The 21,011-nt window shown below is 75.4% G+C and carries 20 protein-coding genes and 3 tRNA genes; 16 read left to right on the top strand and 7 right to left on the bottom strand.

Annotation, left to right across the window (positions count from 1 at the left end; translation table 11 throughout):
• Position 1: 1 nt before the first annotated feature.
• The 5 genes from eccB (at position 2) to HNR08_RS05465 (ending at position 5,928) form a co-directional block, all read left to right on the top strand.
• Positions 2–1,381 (top strand): type VII secretion protein EccB, encoded by a 1,380-nt coding sequence (eccB, locus tag HNR08_RS05485; RefSeq protein WP_146840716.1) that lies wholly within the window; start codon positions 2–4, stop codon positions 1,379–1,381.
• Positions 1,378–2,628: a S8 family serine peptidase gene (locus HNR08_RS05480; RefSeq protein WP_146840717.1), complete on the top strand. Its 1,251-nt coding sequence runs from the start codon at positions 1,378–1,380 to the stop codon at positions 2,626–2,628. The genes eccB and HNR08_RS05480 overlap by 4 nt, the downstream gene beginning before the upstream one ends.
• Before the next feature lie 89 nt (positions 2,629–2,717).
• Positions 2,718–3,011 carry a type VII secretion target gene (locus HNR08_RS05475; protein ID WP_146840718.1) on the top strand — a complete coding sequence of 98 codons (294 nt, stop codon included), beginning with the start codon at positions 2,718–2,720 and terminating at the stop codon, positions 3,009–3,011.
• Positions 3,011–5,365 (top strand): hypothetical protein, encoded by a 2,355-nt coding sequence (locus HNR08_RS05470; protein ID WP_146840719.1) that lies wholly within the window; start codon positions 3,011–3,013, stop codon positions 5,363–5,365. The genes HNR08_RS05475 and HNR08_RS05470 overlap by 1 nt, the downstream gene beginning before the upstream one ends.
• Entirely contained in the window at positions 5,362–5,928 is a 567-nt protein-coding gene (locus tag HNR08_RS05465; RefSeq protein WP_146840720.1) for a hypothetical protein, read from the top strand. The genes HNR08_RS05470 and HNR08_RS05465 overlap by 4 nt, the downstream gene beginning before the upstream one ends.
• A 22-nt stretch (positions 5,929–5,950) precedes the next feature.
• Here HNR08_RS05465 and rarD read toward each other — a convergent pair whose 3' ends face one another.
• Positions 5,951–6,937 carry an EamA family transporter RarD gene (gene rarD / locus HNR08_RS05460; protein WP_338075776.1) on the bottom strand — a complete coding sequence of 329 codons (987 nt, stop codon included), beginning with the start codon at positions 6,935–6,937 and terminating at the stop codon, positions 5,951–5,953.
• A 189-nt stretch (positions 6,938–7,126) separates the two neighbouring features.
• On the opposite strand from rarD, the gene HNR08_RS05455 reads away from it, so the two are divergent.
• Positions 7,127–8,524, top strand: a complete 1,398-nt coding sequence (locus HNR08_RS05455; RefSeq protein WP_146839561.1) for an FAD-dependent oxidoreductase — start codon at positions 7,127–7,129, stop codon at positions 8,522–8,524.
• A gap of 178 nt (positions 8,525–8,702) precedes the next feature.
• On the opposite strand, the gene HNR08_RS05450 is transcribed toward HNR08_RS05455, so the two are convergent.
• From HNR08_RS05450 to HNR08_RS05440, 3 genes are read right to left on the bottom strand one after another with little or no spacing between them, the layout of a single operon-like run.
• Positions 8,703–9,443 (bottom strand): amino acid ABC transporter ATP-binding protein, encoded by a 741-nt coding sequence (locus HNR08_RS05450; RefSeq protein WP_146839563.1) that lies wholly within the window; start codon positions 9,441–9,443, stop codon positions 8,703–8,705.
• Positions 9,440–10,339 carry an amino acid ABC transporter permease gene (locus tag HNR08_RS05445; RefSeq protein WP_146839565.1) on the bottom strand — a complete coding sequence of 300 codons (900 nt, stop codon included), beginning with the start codon at positions 10,337–10,339 and terminating at the stop codon, positions 9,440–9,442. The genes HNR08_RS05450 and HNR08_RS05445 overlap by 4 nt, the downstream gene beginning before the upstream one ends.
• Positions 10,336–11,175 carry an ABC transporter substrate-binding protein gene (locus tag HNR08_RS05440; protein WP_146839567.1) on the bottom strand — a complete coding sequence of 280 codons (840 nt, stop codon included), beginning with the start codon at positions 11,173–11,175 and terminating at the stop codon, positions 10,336–10,338. The genes HNR08_RS05445 and HNR08_RS05440 overlap by 4 nt, the downstream gene beginning before the upstream one ends.
• Before the next feature lie 127 nt (positions 11,176–11,302).
• On the opposite strand from HNR08_RS05440, the gene htpX reads away from it, so the two are divergent.
• A complete protein-coding gene (htpX, locus tag HNR08_RS05435) occupies positions 11,303–12,181 on the top strand; it encodes a zinc metalloprotease HtpX (protein WP_146839569.1) in 879 nt (292 codons plus the stop codon).
• A 63-nt stretch (positions 12,182–12,244) separates the two neighbouring features.
• Here htpX and HNR08_RS05430 read toward each other — a convergent pair whose 3' ends face one another.
• Positions 12,245–12,745 (bottom strand): YajQ family cyclic di-GMP-binding protein, encoded by a 501-nt coding sequence (locus tag HNR08_RS05430; RefSeq protein WP_146839570.1) that lies wholly within the window; start codon positions 12,743–12,745, stop codon positions 12,245–12,247.
• A 121-nt stretch (positions 12,746–12,866) separates the two neighbouring features.
• Between HNR08_RS05430 and HNR08_RS05425 the strand changes: the two genes are divergently transcribed.
• From HNR08_RS05425 to HNR08_RS05400, 6 genes are all read left to right on the top strand, one after another.
• Positions 12,867–12,948: transfer RNA gene (locus tag HNR08_RS05425), tRNA-Tyr, on the top strand.
• Between the two features lie 407 nt (positions 12,949–13,355).
• A tRNA-Thr gene (locus HNR08_RS05420) sits at positions 13,356–13,427 on the top strand.
• Between the two features lie 50 nt (positions 13,428–13,477).
• A tRNA-Met gene (locus HNR08_RS05415) sits at positions 13,478–13,554 on the top strand.
• Between the two features lie 78 nt (positions 13,555–13,632).
• Positions 13,633–13,803, top strand: coding sequence for a 50S ribosomal protein L33 (gene rpmG / locus HNR08_RS05410; protein WP_146839572.1), 171 nt, complete (start codon positions 13,633–13,635; stop codon positions 13,801–13,803).
• 16 nt (positions 13,804–13,819) lie between these two features.
• On the top strand, positions 13,820–14,269 hold the full coding sequence (locus HNR08_RS05405) for an FAS1-like dehydratase domain-containing protein (RefSeq protein WP_146839574.1): 450 nt from the start codon (positions 13,820–13,822) through the stop codon (positions 14,267–14,269).
• Positions 14,269–14,691, top strand: a complete 423-nt coding sequence (locus tag HNR08_RS05400; protein ID WP_146839576.1) for a MaoC family dehydratase — start codon at positions 14,269–14,271, stop codon at positions 14,689–14,691. The genes HNR08_RS05405 and HNR08_RS05400 overlap by 1 nt, the downstream gene beginning before the upstream one ends.
• 18 nt (positions 14,692–14,709) lie before the next feature.
• Here the strand turns inward: HNR08_RS05400 and HNR08_RS05395 are convergent, their stop codons facing one another.
• Entirely contained in the window at positions 14,710–15,777 is a 1,068-nt protein-coding gene (locus HNR08_RS05395) for a LacI family DNA-binding transcriptional regulator (protein ID WP_146839578.1), read from the bottom strand.
• Between the two features lie 189 nt (positions 15,778–15,966).
• On the opposite strand from HNR08_RS05395, the gene HNR08_RS05390 reads away from it, so the two are divergent.
• The 3 genes from HNR08_RS05390 to HNR08_RS05380 are packed head-to-tail and all read left to right on the top strand — an operon-like array spanning position 15,967 to position 19,921.
• Entirely contained in the window at positions 15,967–17,556 is a 1,590-nt protein-coding gene (locus HNR08_RS05390; protein WP_338075774.1) for an MFS transporter, read from the top strand.
• Positions 17,557–17,600: 44 nt separating this feature from the next.
• Entirely contained in the window at positions 17,601–18,836 is a 1,236-nt protein-coding gene (locus HNR08_RS05385) for an MFS transporter (RefSeq protein WP_146839580.1), read from the top strand.
• Entirely contained in the window at positions 18,833–19,921 is a 1,089-nt protein-coding gene (locus tag HNR08_RS05380; protein WP_146839582.1) for a UDP-N-acetylmuramate dehydrogenase, read from the top strand. Before HNR08_RS05385 ends, HNR08_RS05380 begins: the two co-directional genes overlap by 4 nt.
• Before the next feature lie 7 nt (positions 19,922–19,928).
• Here HNR08_RS05380 and HNR08_RS05375 read toward each other — a convergent pair whose 3' ends face one another.
• On the bottom strand, positions 19,929–20,969 hold the full coding sequence (locus HNR08_RS05375; RefSeq protein ID WP_146839584.1) for an adenosine deaminase: 1,041 nt from the start codon (positions 20,967–20,969) through the stop codon (positions 19,929–19,931).
• Positions 20,970–21,011 lie beyond the last annotated feature (42 nt).

The following is a 21,011-nucleotide window of genomic DNA, read 5'->3' as shown; positions in this document are numbered from 1 at the left end:
CGTGGCGTCCAAGCGCGACCTGGTCGAGGCCCAGTCCTACAGCCGCCGCCGGCTGCTCACCGCGTTCACCAGCGGCGCGCCCGGCGGCCGGGAGCTCGAGCCCACCAAGCCCCTGCGCGGCGTCGTCGCCGGCGTCTCGCTGAGCGTGCTGCTCGTCCTCGGCAGCCTGGGCCTGGGCCTGCTGAGCCCGACGCTCCCGGACGGCTGGGACGACCAGTCCCTGGTGATCGTCGAGGGCGACGGCAGCCGGTACGTGGGCATCCAGGGCACGCTGCACCCGGTGCTCAACGTGACGAGCGCGCGCCTGCTGCTGGACTCCGGCTCCTTCCACGTGGTCGACGTCAGCGAGGACGACATCACCGACGCCCCGCGCGGAGCGACCCTCGGCATCCCCGGCGCCCCGGACGAGCTGCCGCTCGCGGACCGGCTCACGCGCACCGGCTGGGCGGCGTGCGTGGCGACCGACGGCAGCACGACGCTCGCCCTCGACCCGGACGCCCCCGCCGTCGCCCCTGGTCCGGGCACGGGTGTGCTGGTGGACGTCGCCGGCACGCTGCACCTGGTCGCGGACGGCGTGCGGCACCGCATCCCGCCCGCCGACGAGGCCGCCGTGCTGCGGGCGCTCGGCCTGGACACCGCCACCCCGCTGACCGCGGGCGCCGACTGGCTGAACCTGGTCCCGGTCGGGGCCGACCTGGCCCCGCTGACCGTCCCGGGTGCCGGGGACGCCGCGCTGCCGCAGGGCGGGCTGCCCGTCGACACCCGCGTGGGCACGCTCGTCGAGGTCTCCGGGACCGGCGACGGCGTCCGCCGGTACGTCGTGGACGCCCGCGGCGAGCTCGCCCCGCTCACCGACCTGGCCTACCCGCTCTACCTGCTCGGCGCCGGCGACCTGGCCGCCGAGCCGCTGCGGGTCTCGGCCGCCGACGTCGCCGACGTGCGGACCTCCGGCACCCCCGTCGCGCCCGCGGACCTGCCCGCGACCGTGCCGGCGCTCCCCGCCGCAGGGTCCGCGCCGTGCCTGGTGCTGAGCACCGGCGAGGCCGAGCGCGTCGACCTCGTGCTGCGGGACGGCGGCGCCGAGCCCGGCGTGCGCGTCGCGCCCGGGTCCGGGGCGCTCGTGCGGGCGCAGAGCGCCGACGGGGGCACCGCGACCGTGCGCCTGGTGGACGGCTCCGGCCGCGCCTACCCGGTGCCCGACGCGGGCGACGAGGTGCTCGCCCGGCTCGGGTACACCGCCGCCGACGTGACGCCGGTGCCGCCGGCCTGGGCGGCGCTGCTCCCCACCGGCCCGTCGCTCACGGTCGAGGCCGCCGCCACCGAGGTGTCCGGTGGCACCGCGGCCGACAGCGCGGCGTCGGGCGGCGCCGGGGACGCGTGAGTCGCCGCCGGGTGCGCGCCGCGCTCGTGGCCGCCGCGCTGCTCCTCGCCCCGGTCACGGCCGCTCCCGCCGCCGCGACCCCCGCCCCCGCCGCGCTGCCCGCCGCGACCGGTGGCCAGCAGTGCACCCCCGACCGCGTCGCCTACTCGCCCGAGTCCCCGCCGGCCCTGCGGCGCCTGTCCGCCGAGCGCGCCTGGGCCGTCGCCACCGGCCGGGGCGTCGTCGTCGCGGTCGTGGACTCCGGCGTGGACGCCGGCAACGAGCACCTCACCCCGGCGGTGCTGCCCGGCGTCGACCTGGTCGGCGCCGGCGGCGACCCGGCCGGCCGCACGGACACCGCCGGGCACGGCACCGCGGTCGCGGGGCAGATCGCCGCCCGGCAGGTCGAGGGCTCCGGCGTCGTCGGCCTCGCCCCCGACGCGACGATCCTGCCCGTCCGCGTCTACCACGCCGACGACGACCGGGCGCGGGAGCAGGGCGTGGCCCCCGACGCCGGGCGGATCGCGGCGGGGATCGACGCCGCCGTCGCGGGCGGCGCGCGGGTCGTCAACGTCTCGATGAGCACGCCGACCGACACCCCCGCACTGCGCGAGGCCGTCGAGCGGGCCACCGCTGCGGGCGCGCTCGTCGTCGCGAGCGCCGGCAACCGGGCGACGAGCAGCGACGAGGCGGACGGCCCGCGGTACCCGGCGGCCTACGACGGCGCGCTCGCGGTCACCGCGGTCGACGTCGACGACAACCCGTCGGCCGACGCGATCCACGGGTCGCACGTGGATGTCGCCGCGCCGGGGACGAACATCCTCACGACGTACCACGCGGCCGGGGACTGCCTGCTGTCCGGGGAGAGCGTCTCCACCAGCTACGCGACCGCGTACGTCAGCGCGGCGGCGGCGCTGCTCGCCGAGCGGTACCCCGAGGAGTCACCCGCCCAGTGGGCGCACCGCCTCGAGGTCACCGCCGCCCGCGACCAGCCCGCCGAGCGGGACGACCTGGTCGGCTGGGGCGTCGTCCGGCCGGCGGAGGCGCTGGCGTTCGTCGACGACGGGACCGCCCTCGGCCCGCCCAGCCCGGTGCACCGGGTGGACGCCGCCGCGACGGCCGCCACGCGCACCGTCGACGTCACGCCCCGGGTGGACCCGCTCGCGGGCGCACGACGCGCCGCGGTGTGGTGGGCGATCGCCGGCACGACCCTCGTCCTCCTCGCCGCGCTCGCCGCGCGGGTGGCCGGCCGCCGTCGCCGCGGCTGACGCCCGTCCGGGTGGATCCCGCGCCTGACCGGCACCTCTGCTCTACCCTCGTGCCCGGGACCGGCAGTCGGACGAGGGGGAACGGGACCGTGGGGGAGATCGACACCGGGGCCGTCCGGTCCGCGGCGGGCCGGATCGAGCAGGTCGCGAGCACCGTGCGCGACCACGTCCCGGACGAGGTGGGCGACGTCGCCTCCGCGCTGCCCGGCAGCGCGAGCGCCGGTGCCGGGACCGCGCTGGCCACCGCCTGGGGCGAGGCCTTCCGCGGCTGGGCCACCCGCGCCGACGCGCAGGGCCAGACCCTGCGGGACGCCGCCGAGGCCTGGGAGTCGACGAACCAGGGCGTCGCGCGGCGCTTCGCCGGCCGGCAGGCGGTCCTCTGATGGTCACGCCCGCGCAGCTGAGCACCTGGCAGCCCGACCGCCTCGGGCAGATCGCCGACGACGTCGCGAGGCACCGGGGCGTCCTCACCCGGCTCGACGACGACGTGGCGGACGCCCGCCCGCCGCTGTCCTGGACGTTCGCGGACGCGTCGGCCGCCCGGGCGGAGCACTCCCGGTTGTCGCAGGGGCTCGCGACGCAGGTGTCCGAGACCGTCGGCGTCATCGAGGCGCTCGACGCCGCCGCGACCGCGATCCGGCGGGCGCAGACCTCGCTGGAGGGCGCGATCCGCCGGGCGGGCGGGCACGGCCTGCGCGTCGACCAGAGCACCGGCGCGGTGACCTCCACCCGGACGTACGACGACGAGGAGGACGCCGACTACGCCCGCGGCGTCATGAACGAGATCGCCGAGCAGGTCTCCGCCGCGCTCGGCGACGCCGACGCCGCGGACCAGGCGCTCGCGGCCGTGCTCCGGGCGGCGGCCACGACCGACGTCAACGCGATCGGCAGCCTCGGGGACCAGCGCCGGGTCCTGGAGTTCCAGGAGCTGTCGCAGGCCGACCAGGTCCGCCACCTGCTCGACCACCCGGAGGACTTCGCCCTGCTCGGCGCGCACACGTCGCCCGAGGTCAAGGCGCTGGTCGGCCAGGAGGTCGCGGAGCAGCTCGACGGCGCCGCCCGCGACGCCACGGCGTTCGGCGACGCCGCCGCGGTCGAGCGGTACACCCGGCTGCTCGACGCGTTCGGCGACGACCCCGACGTCATGGGCCCGATGTACCAGCGGCTCGGCCCCGACGGCCTGCTCGCCACGTACAACGGCATGACCTCGATGATGTACGTCGGGGCGAACGTCGAGGAGCTCGGGGACCTCGCGGGCCGGCTGCGCGACGGCCTCCAGACCGCCACCCGCCAGGACGGCTTCGACGGCCGGGCGTTCGGTGAGGACCTCGTCCGGTACGCCACCCACACCACCACCGACGCCGAGCGGGACGCGTTCTCCGCGGCCTACCCGTCCCAGGGCGAGCACGCCGCGGTCCTCGACTACCTGCTGCGCGACGGCGACTACGGCGAGGACTTCGTGCGCGGCGTCGCCTGGGAGCTCGACGCGTTCGAGCGGAGCAACCCGCTGCGCGCCGAGACCTGGACGCACCACGCGTCGTTCGCGTCGCCGCTGAACGGCCTCGGGGTCGACGGGGACGGCATCCACCAGGCCGACCCGATGGCCGCCGCCATGGGCCAGCTGGGCCGCCACCCGGGGCTCGGGCTGGAGTTCTTCTCGGACGCCGACGGCGCCGAGCGGACGGGGTACTACTTCGCCGAGCGGGACTGGAGCCGGGACGGGTTCGCGGGGATCTCCGAGGCGGCGCTCGCGATCGGCACCGACGCGGACAACCTCGCGGGGGACCCGGAGAAGACCGGGCTGTTCGTGTCGGAGTTCTTCGGGCGCCTGCCGGACAACCCCCAGTTCACGGCCGAGCACGCCGCCGGCGCCTCGGAGCCGCTGGGGGCGCTGCTGAAGCACTACATGCCGAGCGTGCAGATCGCGGTGGGGACCCCGACGTCCGCGAACGGGGCTGCCGGTCTCGTGACGATCCAGGACGACTTCCTGCCGGCGCTCGACAACCAGCCCAAGATCTACTCCAAGGACCTCGACGTCCTCCTCGGGGTCGCGCTGAGCACGGAGGAGGGCATGGCGCGCGTCGCCGAGGGCGTCGCCAACTACCGGCAGACGGCGATCGGCGGGTGGTCGGTGCTGCACGGTGCGGGCGTCGAAGGTGCGACGTACCAGGCGCTCGAGGACGTGCTCACCTCCAGCGCGGGGCTCGAGGGCCACATGCAGGAGGCGCTCAGCATGATCGACATCGAGGGGGCGCGGTCGCGTGACCAGCAGATCGCCGCGTTCACCGGCCTCGTGTCCAAGGCGGCGAGCCTCGTCCCCGTCCCGGGAGCGGAGATGATCGTCGACGTGGCGGGCTCCACGGGCAAGCAGCTGGCGGACGCCGCCTGGTCCGAGATCCGGAAGATCCCCAGCGGTCAGATCACCGAGATCTTCGGTGGCAACGAGGACGCCGCGCGCGCCGAGGCCACCGACACCTACCTGGACAGCCGGGCCAGGTCGGTCGTCTCCAGCTTCCTGGCGCTCGCGGAGGCGGGCGTCGTGGAGGTCCCCGCGACGATGCGCGACACCTGGATGCCGGGCGGCCGGCTGCTGTCCGTCAGCGACATCCCGCTCGACGACCTCGGCGTGCGGACGCACGAGGCGAGCACCCTCCTGCGGCCGATCGTGTCCGTGGAGACGATCGAGGGCGCGTTCACGGATCCGTACCGTGTCATCAGCACGGAGGGGACCCCGTGAGACGTCCGTGGCTGCCGCTCGTCGGCGTGGTGGCGCTGGTGTCCGCCTGCTCGTCGTCGCCCGTGGTGCTCTCCGAGGACGACTTCGACGACGTGACGATCGTCGAGCAGAACACGGAGTACGCGATCGCCCCGGGGTGGACGTGGTGCCGGCAGCTGAGCCCGCTGGACCTCATGGAGGAGCCGGTGCAGGGGACGTGGCTGGAGATCGGCGGGGGACCGGCGGTCGGCGCGACCATCCTGGACGGGTCGAGCGGCGGCGAGGACGCCGACGACCTGCTCGAGGCGTTCCGGTCGGCCGCGGACCAGTGCGTGCTCTCGGCGCGATCGATCGGCACCGGGCGGTCCATCGAGCCGGTCGAGGGCCTGGGCACGGGCGTCTCGGGGTGGCGGACCGAGGACCGGGACGGCAACCGGGGCGAGTTCGCGGTGCTGCCGCTGGACGACCGGCGGGTGCTGGCGGTCGGGTTCACGACCGATCGCGAGGAGCCGCCGGCCGACCTGGCCGGGTTGATCGAGCTGGCGAAGCAGGGCGCGGAGCAGTTCCCGCCCGCGCGCGGCTGACCGTCGCGCGGGGGCGCGGGCCTCAGCGCACCGCCGCCCGCAGCGCCGTCCCCCGGCGCGCCCGCACCCCGTCCACGGTCAGCAGCACGAGCGCGACCCACACCAGCCCGAAGCCCCACCACCGCGCGGGCGCCATCGACTCGTGCAGCACCAGCACCCCGATCGCGAACTGCAGCACCGGCGCGAGGTACTGCAGCATCCCCACCACGCTGAGCGGCAGCCGCCGCGCGGCCTCCCCGAACAGCAGCAGCGGCAGCGCCGTGATGACGCCGGTGCCCACGAGCGCCAGGGCGTGCCACGGGCCGGCGCCGACGAACGTCCCGCTGCCGGCGGCCGCGAGCCCCGCGAGGTACGCGAGGGAGAACGGGACGAGCACCAGGGTCTCCGCCGCCAGGCCCGGCGCGGCGGCGACGGTCCGGCCGACCCGGTTCTTCAGCAGGCCGTACACCCCGAACGAGCCGGCCAGGGTCAGCGCGATCCACGGCAGCCGCCCGTACCCGAGCGTGATGACCAGCACCGCCGCGACGCCGAACCCGAGGGCGACCCACTGCATCCGGCGCAGCCGCTCGCGCAGCACGAGGACGGCGAGGGCCACGGTGACGATCGGGTTGATGAAGTAGCCGAGCGCGGCGTCCACCACGTGCCCGGTCAGGGTCCCGAACACGAACGCCAGCCAGTTGACCGCCAGCAGCACGGCCGCGAGAGCGATCAGCCCCATGGTCCGCGGCGCGCGCAGCACCGCGACGAACGACCGCCACGACCGGGTCACGGTCAGCGCCACCGCGCAGAACAGCAGCGACCACACGACGCGGTGGGCGACGATCTCGATCGCCCCGGACGGCTTGAGCAGCGCGAAGTACAGCGGCAGCACGCCCCACAGCAGGTAGGCGGAGGTACCGGCGGCGAGGCCGCGCGGGTCGAGGGCCGCCGGACCGGCGGGGGCGGGGGTGGCGGGTGTCGCGGGCGCGACGGTCGAGGTGCCGTCGGCGGAGGGCAGGGCGGGGCTCACGGGGCGACGCTAGCCCCGTCGGCGCGCCCCGGGCCCCGTCCGTCCGCGCCCGCGACCAGAACGGCAGGACCTCGACGCAGGTTGGCAGCGGGTGAGGTCGTCCTACACTGGGGCGGACACCCGTGAGCGCAGCGGCCGTGAGGACGCCGAGCCGCGCGCACCGGGACCTCGACAACGGAAGGCACCTGCGTGAGCTCGAACCGCCCCGTCCGCGTGGCCGTCGTGGGGGCCGGTCCCGCCGGGATCTACGCCTCCGACATCCTGGCCCGCTCCGGCCTGGACGTCGCGATCGACCTGATCGAGCGCCTGCCGGCGCCGTTCGGCCTGGTCCGCTACGGCGTGGCCCCCGACCACCCGCGGATCAAGCAGATCATCGTGGCGCTGCACAAGGTGCTCGAGCGCGGCGACATCCGCCTGCTGTGCAACGTGGACTACGGCGTCGACCTCAAGCTCGAGGACCTGCGCCGGCACTACGACGCGGTGATCTTCGCGACCGGCGCGATCAAGGACGCCGACCTGCCGATCCCGGGCATCGAGCTGGACGGCTCGTACGGCGCCGCCGACTTCGTGTCCTGGTACGACGGGCACCCGGACGTCCCGCGGACCTGGCCGCTGACCGCGCAGCACGTCGCGGTGCTCGGCGCCGGCAACGTGGCCCTGGACGTCGCCCGCATCCTCGCGAAGCACGCCGACGACCTGCTGCCGACCGAGGTGCCGCAGAACGTCTACGACGTCCTCAAGGCCAGCCCGGTGACGGACGTGCACGTGTTCGCCCGTCGCGGGCCGGCGCAGGCGAAGTTCTCCCCGCTGGAGCTGCGCGAGCTCGGCCACGTCCCGGACGTCGACGTGGTCGTCTACCCGGAGGACTTCGACTTCGACGAGGGCTCGATGGCCGCGATCCACTCGTCGAACCAGACGAAGCAGGTCGTCAAGACCCTCACGGACTGGACGCTCAAGGAGCCCGAGGAGCTCACCGCGAGCCGCCGCATCCACCTGCACTTCCTGCACAAGCCGGTCGAGGTGCTGGGTGCCGGCGGCGCGGTCGTGGGGCTGCGCACCGAGCGGACCGCGCTGACCGGCGACGGCACCGTCGCCGGCACCGGGCAGACCCACGACTGGCCGGTGCAGGCCGTGTACCGCGCCGTCGGCTACTTCGGGTCCCCTCTGGTGGACGTGCCGTTCGACGAGGCCAAGGGCGTGATCGCGAACCGCGAGGGCCGCGTGGTGGACGTGGACGGCGAGCCGGTGCCCGGCGTGTACACGACCGGCTGGATCAAGCGCGGGCCGGTCGGCCTCATCGGGCACACCAAGTCCGACGCGAGCGAGACGATCCGGCACCTGGTCGAGGACGCCGGCGACGTCGCCGACCCGGCGAACCCGTTCCTGTCCGCGACCGAGCCCGACCCGCAGTCCGTGGTCGACTTCCTCACCGCGCGCGGCGCCCGCCCGATCCAGTGGGCGGGCTGGGAGCTGCTGGACGCGTACGAGCGGGCCCTCGGGGAGCCGCACGGCCGCGACCGGATCAAGGTCGTCCCGCGCGAGGACATGGTCCGCATCGCCCTGGCCGAGGCGGCCGACGAGTCCTGACCCCCGCCGCCCCGCCCCACCGCGCCTCGGCCCGCGCCGAGTGGAGGGTTCTGCCGGACACGCCCGGCGTGTCGCGCCAGAACCCTCCACTCGCGGTGGGGTGCGGCGCGGCGGGGTGCGGCGCGGTGGGGTGCGGCGCGGCGGGGTGCGGTGACCGGGCGCGGGGCCGCGGCCCGGGTCAGTCCGTGAAGCGGCGCAGGAACTCGCGGGTGCGGGGCTCGCGGGGGGAGACCAGGACCTGGTCCGCCGGTCCGCGCTCGAGGATCCGGCCCTCGTGCAGGAAGCACACCTCGTCCGCGACGTGCCGGGCGAACGCCATCTCGTGCGTCGCCACGACCATCGTCGTGCCCTCGTCCTTGAGCTCGCCGAGCAGGTCGAGCACCTCGCCGACCAGCTCCGGGTCCAGGGCGCTCGTGACCTCGTCCAGCAGCATGAGCGCCGGCTGCGTCACGAGGGCCCGGGCGATCGCCACGCGCTGCTGCTGACCGCCGGACAGCTCGTCCGGGAACGCCCCGGCCTTGGCCGCGAGCCCGACGCGCTCCAGCATCGCCGCGGCCCGCTCGCGCGCCTCGGCCCGGCCGACCTTGTGCACCAGCCGCGGGGCCAGCGCCACGTTGTCCAGCACCCGCAGGTGCGGGAACAGGTTGTACGCCTGGAACACCATGCCGATGCGGGCGCGGACGGCGTTGGCGTCCACCCGCGGGTCGGTGACCTCCTGCCCGGCGACCTCGATGACGCCGTCGTCGACCTCCTCGAGCAGGTTCACGCAGCGCAGGAGCGTCGACTTCCCGGACCCGGACGCGCCGATCAGCACGACGACCTGGTGCTCGGCGACCTCGAGGGACAGGTCGTCCAGCACGACGTGGTCGCCGAACGCCTTGCGGACCCGGTCGACCCGCAGCAGGGGGGCGTCGGTCATCGCATGGCCCCCGCCCCGGCCAGGCCGGCCTGCGAGCCCAGCCAGCCGCTGCGCCGCGCGAGCGCGTCGGTGAACCGGGTCAGCGGGATGGTCAGCAGCACGAACAGCACGCCCGCGACGACGTAGGGCGTGAAGTTCGCGTAGGTCGCGGTCTGGATCTGCGCGGCCCGGACCGCGTCCACGGCTCCGAGGATCGAGATCAGCCCGGAGTCCTTGGACAGCGCCACCAGGTCGTTCAGCAGGGGCGGGACCACCCGGCGCCAGGCCTGGGGAAGCACGACGTGCCGGAGCGTCTGCCCCCGGGTGAGCCCGAGGGACCGGGCGGACGCGATCTGGGACGGGTGCACCGACTCGATGCCCGCCCGGAACACCTCCGCCACGTAGGCCGAGTAGGTCAGCACCAGCGCGAGCCCGCCCAGCACGACCGCCGACGTCGGGATGCCCTGCAGCCGCAGCCCCGGCAGGCCGAAGCCGACCAGCAGCAGCACGAGGATCAGCGGCAGCCCGCGGAACACGTCCACGTACCCGGTCGCGAGCGCGCGCAGCGGGAAGAACGCCGGCCCGCGCAGCGTCCGCGCCAGGGCCAGCAGCATGGCGACGACCACGATGAGCACCGCGCAGACCGCCATGACGCGGATGTTCAGCCACAGCCCCTCGGCGATCTTCGGCAGCGACGCCCACGCGACCTCGGGGTCCAGGAACGACTGCCGCACCCGGGGCCAGCCCGGCGACGACACCAGCCCGAGCACGGCGAGGCCCGCCACCACGACCGTGCTCACGAGGGCGACGAGCGTCGAGCGGCGGGCCTGCGTGCGCCGGTACGCGTCCCGGCCGCGCTGCCGCTCGGACGGCACCCACGCGGGGCGGGTGCCGTCCGGCGGCGTCGTCGAGGTCACTTCAGGACGGGCGCGCCGGCCGCGTCGGTCAGCCACTCGGCCTCGAGGTCGGCGAGCGTGCCGCCCTCCCGCAGGGCGTCGACCGCCTCGGTGACCGGCTGGGTGAGCGCCGAGCCCTTGTCGAGCACGAGGCCGAACTGGTCCGGGTCGTCGCCCGCGGGGAGCTGCCCGACCAGGACGCCGCCGTCCAGCTCCGCCGCCGTGATGTACAGCGCGGTGGGCAGGTCCACGACGATCGCGTCGACCAGTCCGGACTGCAGCGCCTGCTTGACCTGGTCGTTGTCGTTGAACACCTGGACGTCGGTCGTCGGCTCGATCGACTCCTGCGCCACCGTGAGGCTCGTGGTCCCGACCATCGCGCCGATCTTCGCGTCCTTGAGGTCCGCGAGCGAGGACGCGCCGGCGACCGGGCTGCCCTCCACGGTCACGACCGCCTGCGCGGTGTCGTAGTACGACGAGGAGAAGTCGAGGTTCTCCGCGCGCTCGGGGCTGATCGACACCTGGTTGATCGCGAAGTCGAACGACTTGGCGCCCGGGGCGATGATCTGGTCGAACGTCACCGGGACCCACTCGACCTGGTCGGCGTCGAAGCCGAGCTCGGCGGCCACCGCGTACGCCACGGCGGACTCGAAGCCCTCGCCGTTGGAGGGGTCGTTGTCGACGACCCACGGCTCGTAGCCCGGGTCGGAGGTGCCGATCGTCAGGACGCCCTCGGTGAGGGTCGGCAGGGCGCCGTCGGAGGTGCCGGCCGAGCCGGGCTCCTCGTCGGCGGGGGCACAGGCCGCGAGCGCCAGGGCGCTCGCAGCGGCCAGGGCGATGAAGCGGACGGTGCGCACGGTGTCTCCCGGGGGTCGAGGATCGAGGATGTGCGGAGGTCAGGGTAGGGGAACCGACGCGCTCGCCGCCGCGTTGTCCTCCACGCGGGACGAGTTGTCGGACCGCGGGCTCCAGGGAAGGACGGACATGGGTCACCGGCACTACAACGGCCTGAAGACGGCGCTGCTGTTCGGGGTGCTGTGGGCGGTGCTGCTCGGCATCGGCGCGGTGGTCGCGAACGGGCGGTACATCGTCCTGTTCGCGGGGCTGGGTCTGCTGACGACCGCCTACTCGTACTGGAACTCGGACAAGATCGCGATCCGCGCGATGCGCGCCCGGCCGGTCTCCGAGATCGAGCAGCCGGCGATGTACCGGATCGTGCGGGAGCTCTCCACGGCGGCCCGCCAGCCCATGCCCCGGCTGTACGTCTCGCCGACCGCCGCGCCGAACGCGTTCGCGACCGGCCGCAACCCGCGGAACGCGGCCGTGTGCTGCACGGACGGCATCCTGCAGATCCTCGACGAGCGCGAGCTCCGCGGCGTCCTGGGGCACGAGCTCATGCACGTCTACAACCGCGACATCCTGACGTCGTCGATCGCGGCCGCCGTCGCGGGCGTCATCACCTCGGTCGCCCAGTTCGCGCTGTTCTTCGGCGGCGGCAGCGACCGGGACCGCGGGGGCAACCCGGTCGCCGCGCTGCTCATGGTGTTCCTCGCCCCCGTCGCCGCGATGATGATCCAGCTCGCGATCAGCCGCACCCGCGAGTACGACGCCGACGAGGACGGCGCCGCCCTGACCGGCGACCCGCTCGCGCTCGCGTCCGCGCTGCGCAAGCTCGAGGCCGGCACGCAGGCCCGCCCGCTGCCGCAGGACCGGGACCTCGTGGACGTCTCGCACCTGATGATCGCGAACCCGTTCAAGGGCGCCGGCATCGGCCGGATGTTCGCGACGCACCCGCCGATGGCGGACCGCATCGCCCGCCTGGAGCGCATGGCCGGCACGGGCGGTCCGGTCACGCGGTACTGAGGCCCCCGACGCGCGACGGCCCGGCCGGCCCCGCGCAGGGGCGGCCGGGCCGTCGTCGCCGCGTCAGCGGTAGTTGATGAACTGCAGCGCCGCGTCGATGTCGTCGGCACCCTTGAGCAGCGCGATGACGGCCTGCAGGTCGTCCCGGCTCTTCGCGGAGACGCGGACCTCGTCGCCCTGGATCTGGGTCTTCACGCCCTTGGGGCCCTCGTCGCGGATGAGCTTGGTCACCTTCTTGGCGATCTCGGAGGACAGGCCCTCCTTGATCGCGGCCTCCAGACGGTACTCCTTGCCGGAGGGCTTCGGGTCGCCGTCACCGGTGTCCAGGGACTTGAGCGAGATGCCGCGCTTGATCAGCTTGGTCTGGAAGACGTCCAGGACCGCGCGCACCCGCTCCTCGGAGTTGGCGACCATGAGGATCTTCTCGCCGCTCCAGGCGATCGAGGCGCCGACGCCCTTGAAGTCGTACCGCTGCGCGATCTCCTTGATCGCCTGGTTCAGCGCGTTGTCGACCTCCTGGCGGTCGACCTTGCTGACGACGTCGAACGACGACTCGCTCGCCATGACTTCCTCCTGCGGGTGTGGTGCGGGTGCTGCGCCGGCCGGGCGGTTTGCGGTTCCGGGCCGATCCGTTGCTATCCTTCCATCCGCACGTCGGCGACGCAGTCACCGCACGCGCATCCCCGGCGGGTTACCCGAGTGGCCAAAGGGGGCTGACTGTAAATCAGCTGGCATCGCCTACGGGGGTTCGAATCCCTCACCCGCCACGCGATCCACGACAGGGCGTCCTCCCCCGGGAGGGCGCCCTGTCGCGTTCCCGGAGGCCCGCGCCCCCACCTCACCGGCCCCGCCGCCTCGCCGACGGGGCATCCCGCGTGCAGCCGGGGCGGTCCGGAACCCGCCCGCCTGCACGCACCACACCCCGCCGCCCCGCGGGCGCGCCCCGCCGCCGCGCGCGCGCCGCCGCCGCGCGCGCGCCCCGCCGCCACGCGCGCGCCCCGCCGAGGGGGTGTCGTGCGATCGTCCGGGGTGGTGCGGGACGTGCCGGCCTGCACGCGCGGTGCCCCGCCGGCGCGGGTGCCCCCAGCCCCCGCGCGTCGCCGGCCGGGCGATCGGGCCGGTCGGGGGGCCGATTTCGCACCCGCCCGGCGCACCGTGTAGCCTGGTCCGCGCTGCCCCGATAGCTCAGTGGTAGAGCACTTCCTTGGTAAGGAAGAGGTCACGGGTTCGAATCCCGTTCGGGGCTCTGTGGTGTGTCGCCCTCCGGGACTCCGGTTCCGGGTGCGGCGCATCCGAGGCGGGGTAGCTCAGTTGGTGAGAGCGCACGACTCATAATCGTGAGGTCGCGGGTTCGAACCCCGCCCCCGCTACCAGCACCGAATCCAGTGGAGCGCGCGCCGGCGCTCGACGACGAAGATCCAAGCGCTTCGGGCGCGAGAGGTGGCAAGACCATGGCCAGCAAGAGCGCGGACGTCCGTCCGAAGATCACGCTCGCCTGCACGGAGTGCAAGGAGCGGAACTACATCACGAAGAAGAACCGTCGGAACGACCCCGACCGGCTCGAGATGAAGAAGTTCTGCCCGCGCGACGGCCGTCACACGCTGCACCGCGAGACCCGCTGACCCAGCGGCTCTGATCGTGGCCGTCAACCCCGAGTACGCGGGACGCGAGTACCCGCCGAACGAGGCGTACGAGGTCGGCCGCGAGAAGCTCCGCGAGTTCGCGGAGGCGGTCGGGGCGACGCACCCGGCCCACACCGACGTCGACGCGGCGCGAGCACTCGGGTACCCCGACGTGATCGCGCCGCCGACGTTCGCCGTCGTCGTGGCGCAGCGCGCCGAGGCCCAGCTCATCGCCGACCCGGGTGCGCGGATCGACTTCACGCGGGTCGTGCACGCCGATGAGCGGTTCATCCACCACCGCCCGATCCACGCCGGCGACCGCCTGGTGACGGTGCTGCACGTGGACGCGGTCACCGAGCGCGCCGGTCTGTCGATGGTGACGACCCGGGCCGTGATCAGCGCCGAGGGCGGGGAGCCCGTGGCCACCGTGACGTCCACGCTCGCGGTCCGCGGAGAGGACGCCTGATGGCCCCCGCGTTCGAGGAGCTGGCCGTCGGCCAGGAGGTCGGTCGCCGCGAGATCGCCGTCGACCGGTCCCGGCTCGTGCGGTACGCCGGCGCGTCCGGCGACTTCAACCCGATCCACTGGAACGAGCGGTTCGCGACGGAGGTCGGGCTGCCCGGCGTCATCGCGCACGGCATGTGGACGATGGGTGCGGCCGTCGGCGTCGTGTCCGACTGGGCCGGGGACCCGGGCGCGGTGCTCGACTACCAGACCCGGTTCGCCCGCCCCGTACCGGTGCCGGACCCCGGCGCGGCCACGGTCGAGGTCGTGGCCACCGTCGGCGCCCTGGACGCGGAGACCCGCACGGCGCGCATCGATCTGAACGTCACGGCCGCGGGCTCGCGCGTGCTGGCCAAGGCGCAGGCGCTCGTCCGCCTCGCCTGATCCCGGCCCGTCCCGGGCTCAGGCGCCCGGCGCCCGGCCCGTGGTCGTGCCGATCCGGAGCTCCACCGGGAGGACCGCGTCCGCGGGGGTGTCCCCGGCGAGCAGCGCCTGGATCGCCCGGCCGACCGCCGTGCCCTTGTCCGCGATCGGCTGCACGACGGTCGTGAGCACGTCGGGCGCCAGCCACGGCAGGTCCAGCCCGTCGAACCCGGCGACCGACACGTCCTCCGGCACCCGCAGCCCGAGCTCCCGGGCCCCGAGCACCACGCCGGACGCGAGCAGGTCGGACTGGGCGACGACCGCGGTCGGGCGGTTCTCGGCCGGGCCGGACAGCAGGGCGTGCGCGGCGGCGGTGCCGTGCTCGACGAGGGACGCCGGGGTCTCGTACACGGCGACCGGGGTGACGCCCGCCTCGGCCAGGCCGTCCAGGCGGCGGCGGGACAGGGTCCAGGTGATCTGCCCGATCCGGTCGGCGTCCGCGACCGCCGACCGGCGCTCCGGACCGAACGGCAGGGTGACCGTGGCGATCCGCTCGTGCCCGAGCTCGCGCAGGTGGCGCGTCGCGGCCGCGATGCCGCCGCGGTCGTCGATGCCGACGGTGACGACGCCGGGCAGGTCCTGGCCCTCGACGACGACCGCGGGGATGCCCCGGCGGCGGAGCGCCCCGAGCGTCGGGTCGTCCAGGGTTCCGCCCCAGAGCATCACGGCGACGTCCATCGCGGCCGCCTCGACCAGGGGGTCGACCGCGGGTTCGTCCGGACCGGTCGGGCCGGGGATCAGCAGCACGCCGAGCCCGAGCGGGCCGATGGTGTCGACCAGGCCGTCCAGCAGCTGCACGGACACGGGGTCGCGGAACGACCGCCGCAGCGCGTCGCCGACCACGACGCCGACGATGCCGGACCGCCCGCTGCGCAGCTGCCGGCCGAGGGGGTTCGGGCCCGAGTAGCCGAGCCCGGCGGCGGCGTCCAGCACGCGGCGGCGGGTGGCGTCCGCGATGGGCCCGGCCCCGGAGAACGCGAGCGACGCCGTCGAGACCGACACGCCGGCGGCCGAGGCGACGTCGGCGAGGGTCGGTCGGTGGGACACCGGCGCGCCTCCCGGGTGCGGGGGAAGAGGGACGGGCGTCACGCCGGAACCGGTTGACGCCGCCGACAGCGTACCCGCACACTGGTCATCGCCCCCCGAATCGATTCGACCCCCTGATGATCGCGCCGATCGAATCGATTCGAGACGCACCAGACCTCCCCTTCACCCCCGCTTGACCCAGGAGCTGCCGTGAGCCAGCCGCGGGCCCGTACCGGCCGCGCCCCCCTCCGCCCCGCGAACCGCCGACCGCGCCCCGAGGCCCCCGCCGCGGGTCGTCCGCGCGGCGGCCGCGCCGGGAGCGCGCGGGGTCCCGTCGACCCCGCCGTGCAGCGGGCGCGGGTGCTCCTGCTCGGGCTGTTCGGCCTGGTCGGCGTCATGTTCTCCGGCTGGCTCGCCCGCATCCCGTCCGTGCGGGACGCGCTGGACATGAGCCCCGCCGAGCTCGGCGGCATCCTCATCGCCGGGTCGGTGGGGTCGCTCGCGACCGTCTCGGTCGCCGGCATGCTCGTGAACCGGTACGGCGGGCGCTTCGTGCTCTACGTGTCCACCGCGGCCTTCGCGGCGGCGTACGTGCTCATCGGCCTGGGCCCGACGGTCGGCTCGGTGCCGCTCCTCGCGCTCGGCATCTTCCTGTCCGGCGTCGGGTTCGCGCTGGGCAACGTGCCGCTCAACGTCGAGACCGCGGCAGTCGAGCGCCGGATGGGCCGCACCGTGCTGCCGCAGTTCCACGCCGCGTTCTCCATCGGCGCCGTGGTCGGCTCCGGCATCGGCGCGCTGTGCGCCGCGGCGGACGTGCCGCTGCTCGTGCAGTTCACCGCCACGGCGCTCGTCGGCACCGTCTGGCGGCTGCTGGCGATCCCGGGCGCGGTCATCGAGTCCCTGCCGCCGGACCGGGCGGCCGCCGGCGCCGCCCGGGAGGCGCGCGCCGCCGGCGCCTCCCCGCGCGAGGCCGGCCTGGCCGGTCGCCTGCGTGCGGCCCGGGTGCGCCGCGTCGCCCGCCCGGGCTCGGCGCTCGGCGCCTGGCGGGAGCCGCGCACGCTGCTCATCGGCGTCGTCATCATGTCCGCCGCGCTGTCCGAGGGGTCGGCCAACGACTGGCTCGCGCTGGCGGTCGTGGACGGCTTCGGCCAGGCGGAGGCGGTCGGCGCCGCGATGTTCGGCGTGTTCGTCGGGGCGATGACCGCGGTCCGGCTGCTCGGCACCCGGCTGATCGACCGGTACGGCCGCGTGGTCGTGCTCCGGTCGTCCGGCGTCGTGTCGCTGGCCGGCCTGGTGCTGTTCGGCTTCGCGCCGAACCTGCCGCTCGCCGCCGCCGGCATCGTGGCGTGGGGCTTCGGCGCCGCGCTGACCGTGCCGCTCGGCATCGCCGCCGCGTCCGACGACCCGCTGCGCGCCGCCAGCCGGGTGGCCGTGGTGTCGGCGTTCTCGTCGACGGCGTCCCTGGCCGCGCCGCCGCTGCTCGGCCTCGCGGCGGAGGTCATCGGCCCGCGGCACGCGCTCGTGCTCATCACGGCCGCGATGCTCACGACGGTCCTGCTGGCGCGCACCGTGCGCCGGCCCGAGGGCGACGTCGCGCACACGCCCGTCGACCTCCCGGGTGCCGCGATCGCGCCGTCGCCGGAGCCGGCCGTCGCCCCGCCGGCCCCGGTCGCCGCGGAGCCGGGCGGCGCGTGCGTGCCCTCCGGTAGCGTCCGACGGGAACCCGCGCACCCCGCCCACGCCCCGGCCCCGGCCCTCGCCCCGGCCGAGCACCGGCCGGAACCGGCCCGCCCGGCCTGAGCCCGGCCCGCCGACCCACCCGATCCCGAGCAGGAAGCACGGCGATGGCGCAGCACCCCCCGATCGACCCCCGGCGCGTGAGCACGGCGTCCGTGGCGGTGTTCGCCGCGTTCGCCCTGGCGGGCTTCAACTTCTCGACCTGGGCGGCGCGCCTGCCGGCCGTCCGCGACGGGCTCGGCCTGTCGGCGAACCAGATGGGTCTGCTGCTGCTCGTCGGCTCGTTCGGGTCGCTCGTCGCGCTGCCGCTGTCCGGGCTGGTCGTGACCCGGATCGGTGCCCCGCGGGCCGTGCTGGGGTTCGCGGTGCTCAACGCGCTCGGGCTGGCGACGGCCGCGTTCGGCGCGTCGATCGGCGAGGTCGTCGTGACGGGGGCCGGGCTCGTGGTGTTCGGCGTCGGCACGGGCGTGTGGGACGCGGCGATGAACCTCGAGGGTGCCGTCGTCGAGCAGAAGCTCGGCCGCACGGTGATGCCCCGGTACCACGCGGGGTTCTCGGTCGGCACCGTGGTCGCCGCCGGCATCGCGGCCCTCGCGGCGCGCGCGGACGTCCCCGTGCAGGTCCACGTCGGCACCGCGGTCGCCCTGTCGACGGTCGCGGTCGCGTTCTCGGTGCGGAAGTTCCTGCCGGCCGGGCACGACGTCGAGCCCGGGTCCGACGCCCCGCACGGCGCCGGGCGGTCCTCGGTGTTCAGCGCCTGGCTGGAGCCCCGCACGCTGCTGATCGGCCTCGTCGTGCTCGCCGCGGCGCTGACCGAGGGCGCCGGCAACGACTGGCTGAGCCTCGCCGTCGTGGACGGCTTCGACCGCACTGACGAGATCGGGGCGCTCTCGTTCGGCATCTTCGTCGCCGCGATGACGCTCATGCGGTTCCTCGGCACGGGGCTGCTGGACCGGTTCGGCCGCGTCGCCGTCCTGCGGCTGTGCGCCGGCCTCGCGCTGGTCGGCCTGCTGGTCTTCGGGCTGGTTCCGGCCTCGATGCTCTGGCTCGCCCTCGTCGGCGCGGTGCTCTGGGGCATGGGCGCGGCGCTGGGCTTCCCGGTCGGGATGAGCGCCGCGAGCGACGACCCGTTGCGCGCCGCCGCCCGGGTCAGCGTGGTCTCGACCATCGGCTACACCGCCTTCCTGGCGGGCCCGCCGCTGCTCGGCCTGCTCGCCGAGCACGTCGGCTACCGGCACGCGCTGCTCGCGATCGCCGTGCCGATCGTCATCGGCCTGCTCGTCGTGAACGCCGCCGCACCGGTGCGGCGGGAGCCCGTGGACCGGCCTACGCTCGTCCCGTGACGACCGCCGTGCAGCCCGCGACCTTCTCCCAGCTGACGACCCTCGGGGTGGGCGGTCCGGTGGCGGACTACGTGGAGACCACCTCCGAGGCCGACCTCATCGAGGCCGTGCGCACCGCCGACGACGCGGGGACGCCGCTGCTCGTGCTGGGCGGCGGGTCGAACCTGCTGGTGTCCGACGCGGGCTTCGACGGCACCGTCGTGCGGGACGTCCGCCGCGACCTCACGACCCCCGACCACTCCGCGTGCGCCGGCGTCACCGTCACCGTCGTGGCCGGCACCCCGTGGGACGACGTCGTCGCGCACGCCGCCGCGCACCGGCTCAAGGGCATCGAGGCGCTGTCCGGCATCCCCGGCTCCACGGGCGCGACCCCGGTGCAGAACGTCGGCGCCTACGGCCAGGAGGTCGCGCAGACCATCGCGACGGTGCGCGTCTGGGACCGGCAGCGGTCCCGGGTCCGCACGCTGCCGCTGGTGGACCTGCAGTTCGGCTACCGCACGTCGCTGCTCAAGCGCTCGATGCGCGCCCTGCCCGACGACGCCGACCCGGGTGCCCCGTGGTTCCCGACGCCCCGGTACGTCGTGCTCGACGTGACGTTCCAGCTCCGGGTCGCGGACCTGTCCGAGCCGATCGCGTACGGGGAGCTCGCGCGGGAGCTCGGCGTCGCGGTCGGGGAGCGGGCGCCGCTGCCGGACGTCCGGGCCGCCGTGCTCGCCCTGCGCGGGCGCAAGGGCATGGTGCTCGACGCCGGCGACCCCGACACCCGCTCCGCGGGCTCGTTCTTCACCAACCCGGTGCTGCCCGCCGACGCCGAGCTGCCCGAGGACGCCCCGCGCTACCCCGCCGGCGACGGCCTGGTGAAGACCAGCGCGGCGTGGCTGATCGAGCAGGCCGGGTTCGGCAAGGGCTACGGCCTGCCGGGTCCGGCGGCGCTGTCCACCAAGCACACCCTCGCGCTGACGAACCGCGGCGGCGCGAACGCCGGGGACCTGCTGGCGCTCGCGCGCACCGTCCGCGACGGTGTGGCGCTGCGGTTCGGCATCGCCCTGGAGCCCGAGCCGGTCCTGGTCGGCACGGCGCTCTGACGGTTGCTCAACCGGGGAGTTGGGCAACCGGGTCGGCGGCGAGCCACGCGTCGACCCCCGCGAGCAGCCGCGCCTTGGTGCCGTCACCCGCGCGGCTCGCCCGGATCGACGCGCGGGCCAGGTCCGCGAGCTCCGGGTCGGTGAAGCCGTGCACCTCCCGCGCCGCCGTGTACTGGTCCACCAGCCGCGACCCGAACAGCAACGGGTCGTCCGCCCCGAGCGCCACGGTCGCCCCCGCCTCGACCAGCGCGCGCAGCGGCACATCGGCGGGCTCCCGGTAGACCCCGAGCGACACGTTCGACGCCGGGCACACCTCCAGGGCGATCCCGCGGTCCACGATCCGGCGCAGCAGCGCCCCGTCCTCCGCGGACCGCACCCCGTGCCCGAGCCGGTCGGGCGCCAGCGCCTCGAGGACGTCCTCGACGTGGGGCGGCCCGAGCAGCTCGCCGCCGTGCGGGACCGACGCCAGACCGGCCCGGCGGGCGATGGCGAACGCCGGCGCGAACTCGGCGGTCTCGCCGCGCCGCTCGTCGTTGCTCAGGCCGAAGCCGACGACCTCGCCGTTGCCGTCGCCGGCGTACCGGGCGGCCAGCCGGGCGAGGATCCGCGCGTCCAGGGGGTGCCGCATCCGGGAGGCGGCGACGACCACGCCGACCTCGATGCCCAGCGCCTCGCCCGCCGACCGCGCCTCGTCGAGCACGATCTCCAGCGCGGGCGTGATGCCCCCGACCGGCGGGGCGTACGACGTGGGGTCGACCTGGATCTCCAGCCGGCCGGACCCCTCCGCGGCGTCGTCGGTCGCGGCCTCCCGGACGATGCGCCGCAGGTCGGCCTCGCCCCGCACGCAGGCGCGCGCCGCGTCGTACAGCCGCTGGAACCGGAACCACCCGCGCTCGTCCGCCGGGACCCGCAGGCCCTCGTCGTCCAGCAGGGCCGCGGGCAGCCGGACACCGCGGTCGGCGGCCAGCTCCGCGAGGGTGGGCACCCGCATCGACCCGGTGAAGTGCAGGTGCAGGTGGGCCTTGGGGAGGGTGGCCAGGTCTCGCACCCCGTGAGTCTGCCCGACGGACCGGCCGACCACGACTCGCGG

This window comes from Cellulomonas hominis (assembly GCF_014201095.1).
Lineage (GTDB): Bacteria > Actinomycetota > Actinomycetes > Actinomycetales > Cellulomonadaceae > Cellulomonas > Cellulomonas hominis.
Note: the sequence above shows the minus strand (reverse complement) of the source record. Positions and strands in the feature narration are given on the sequence as shown.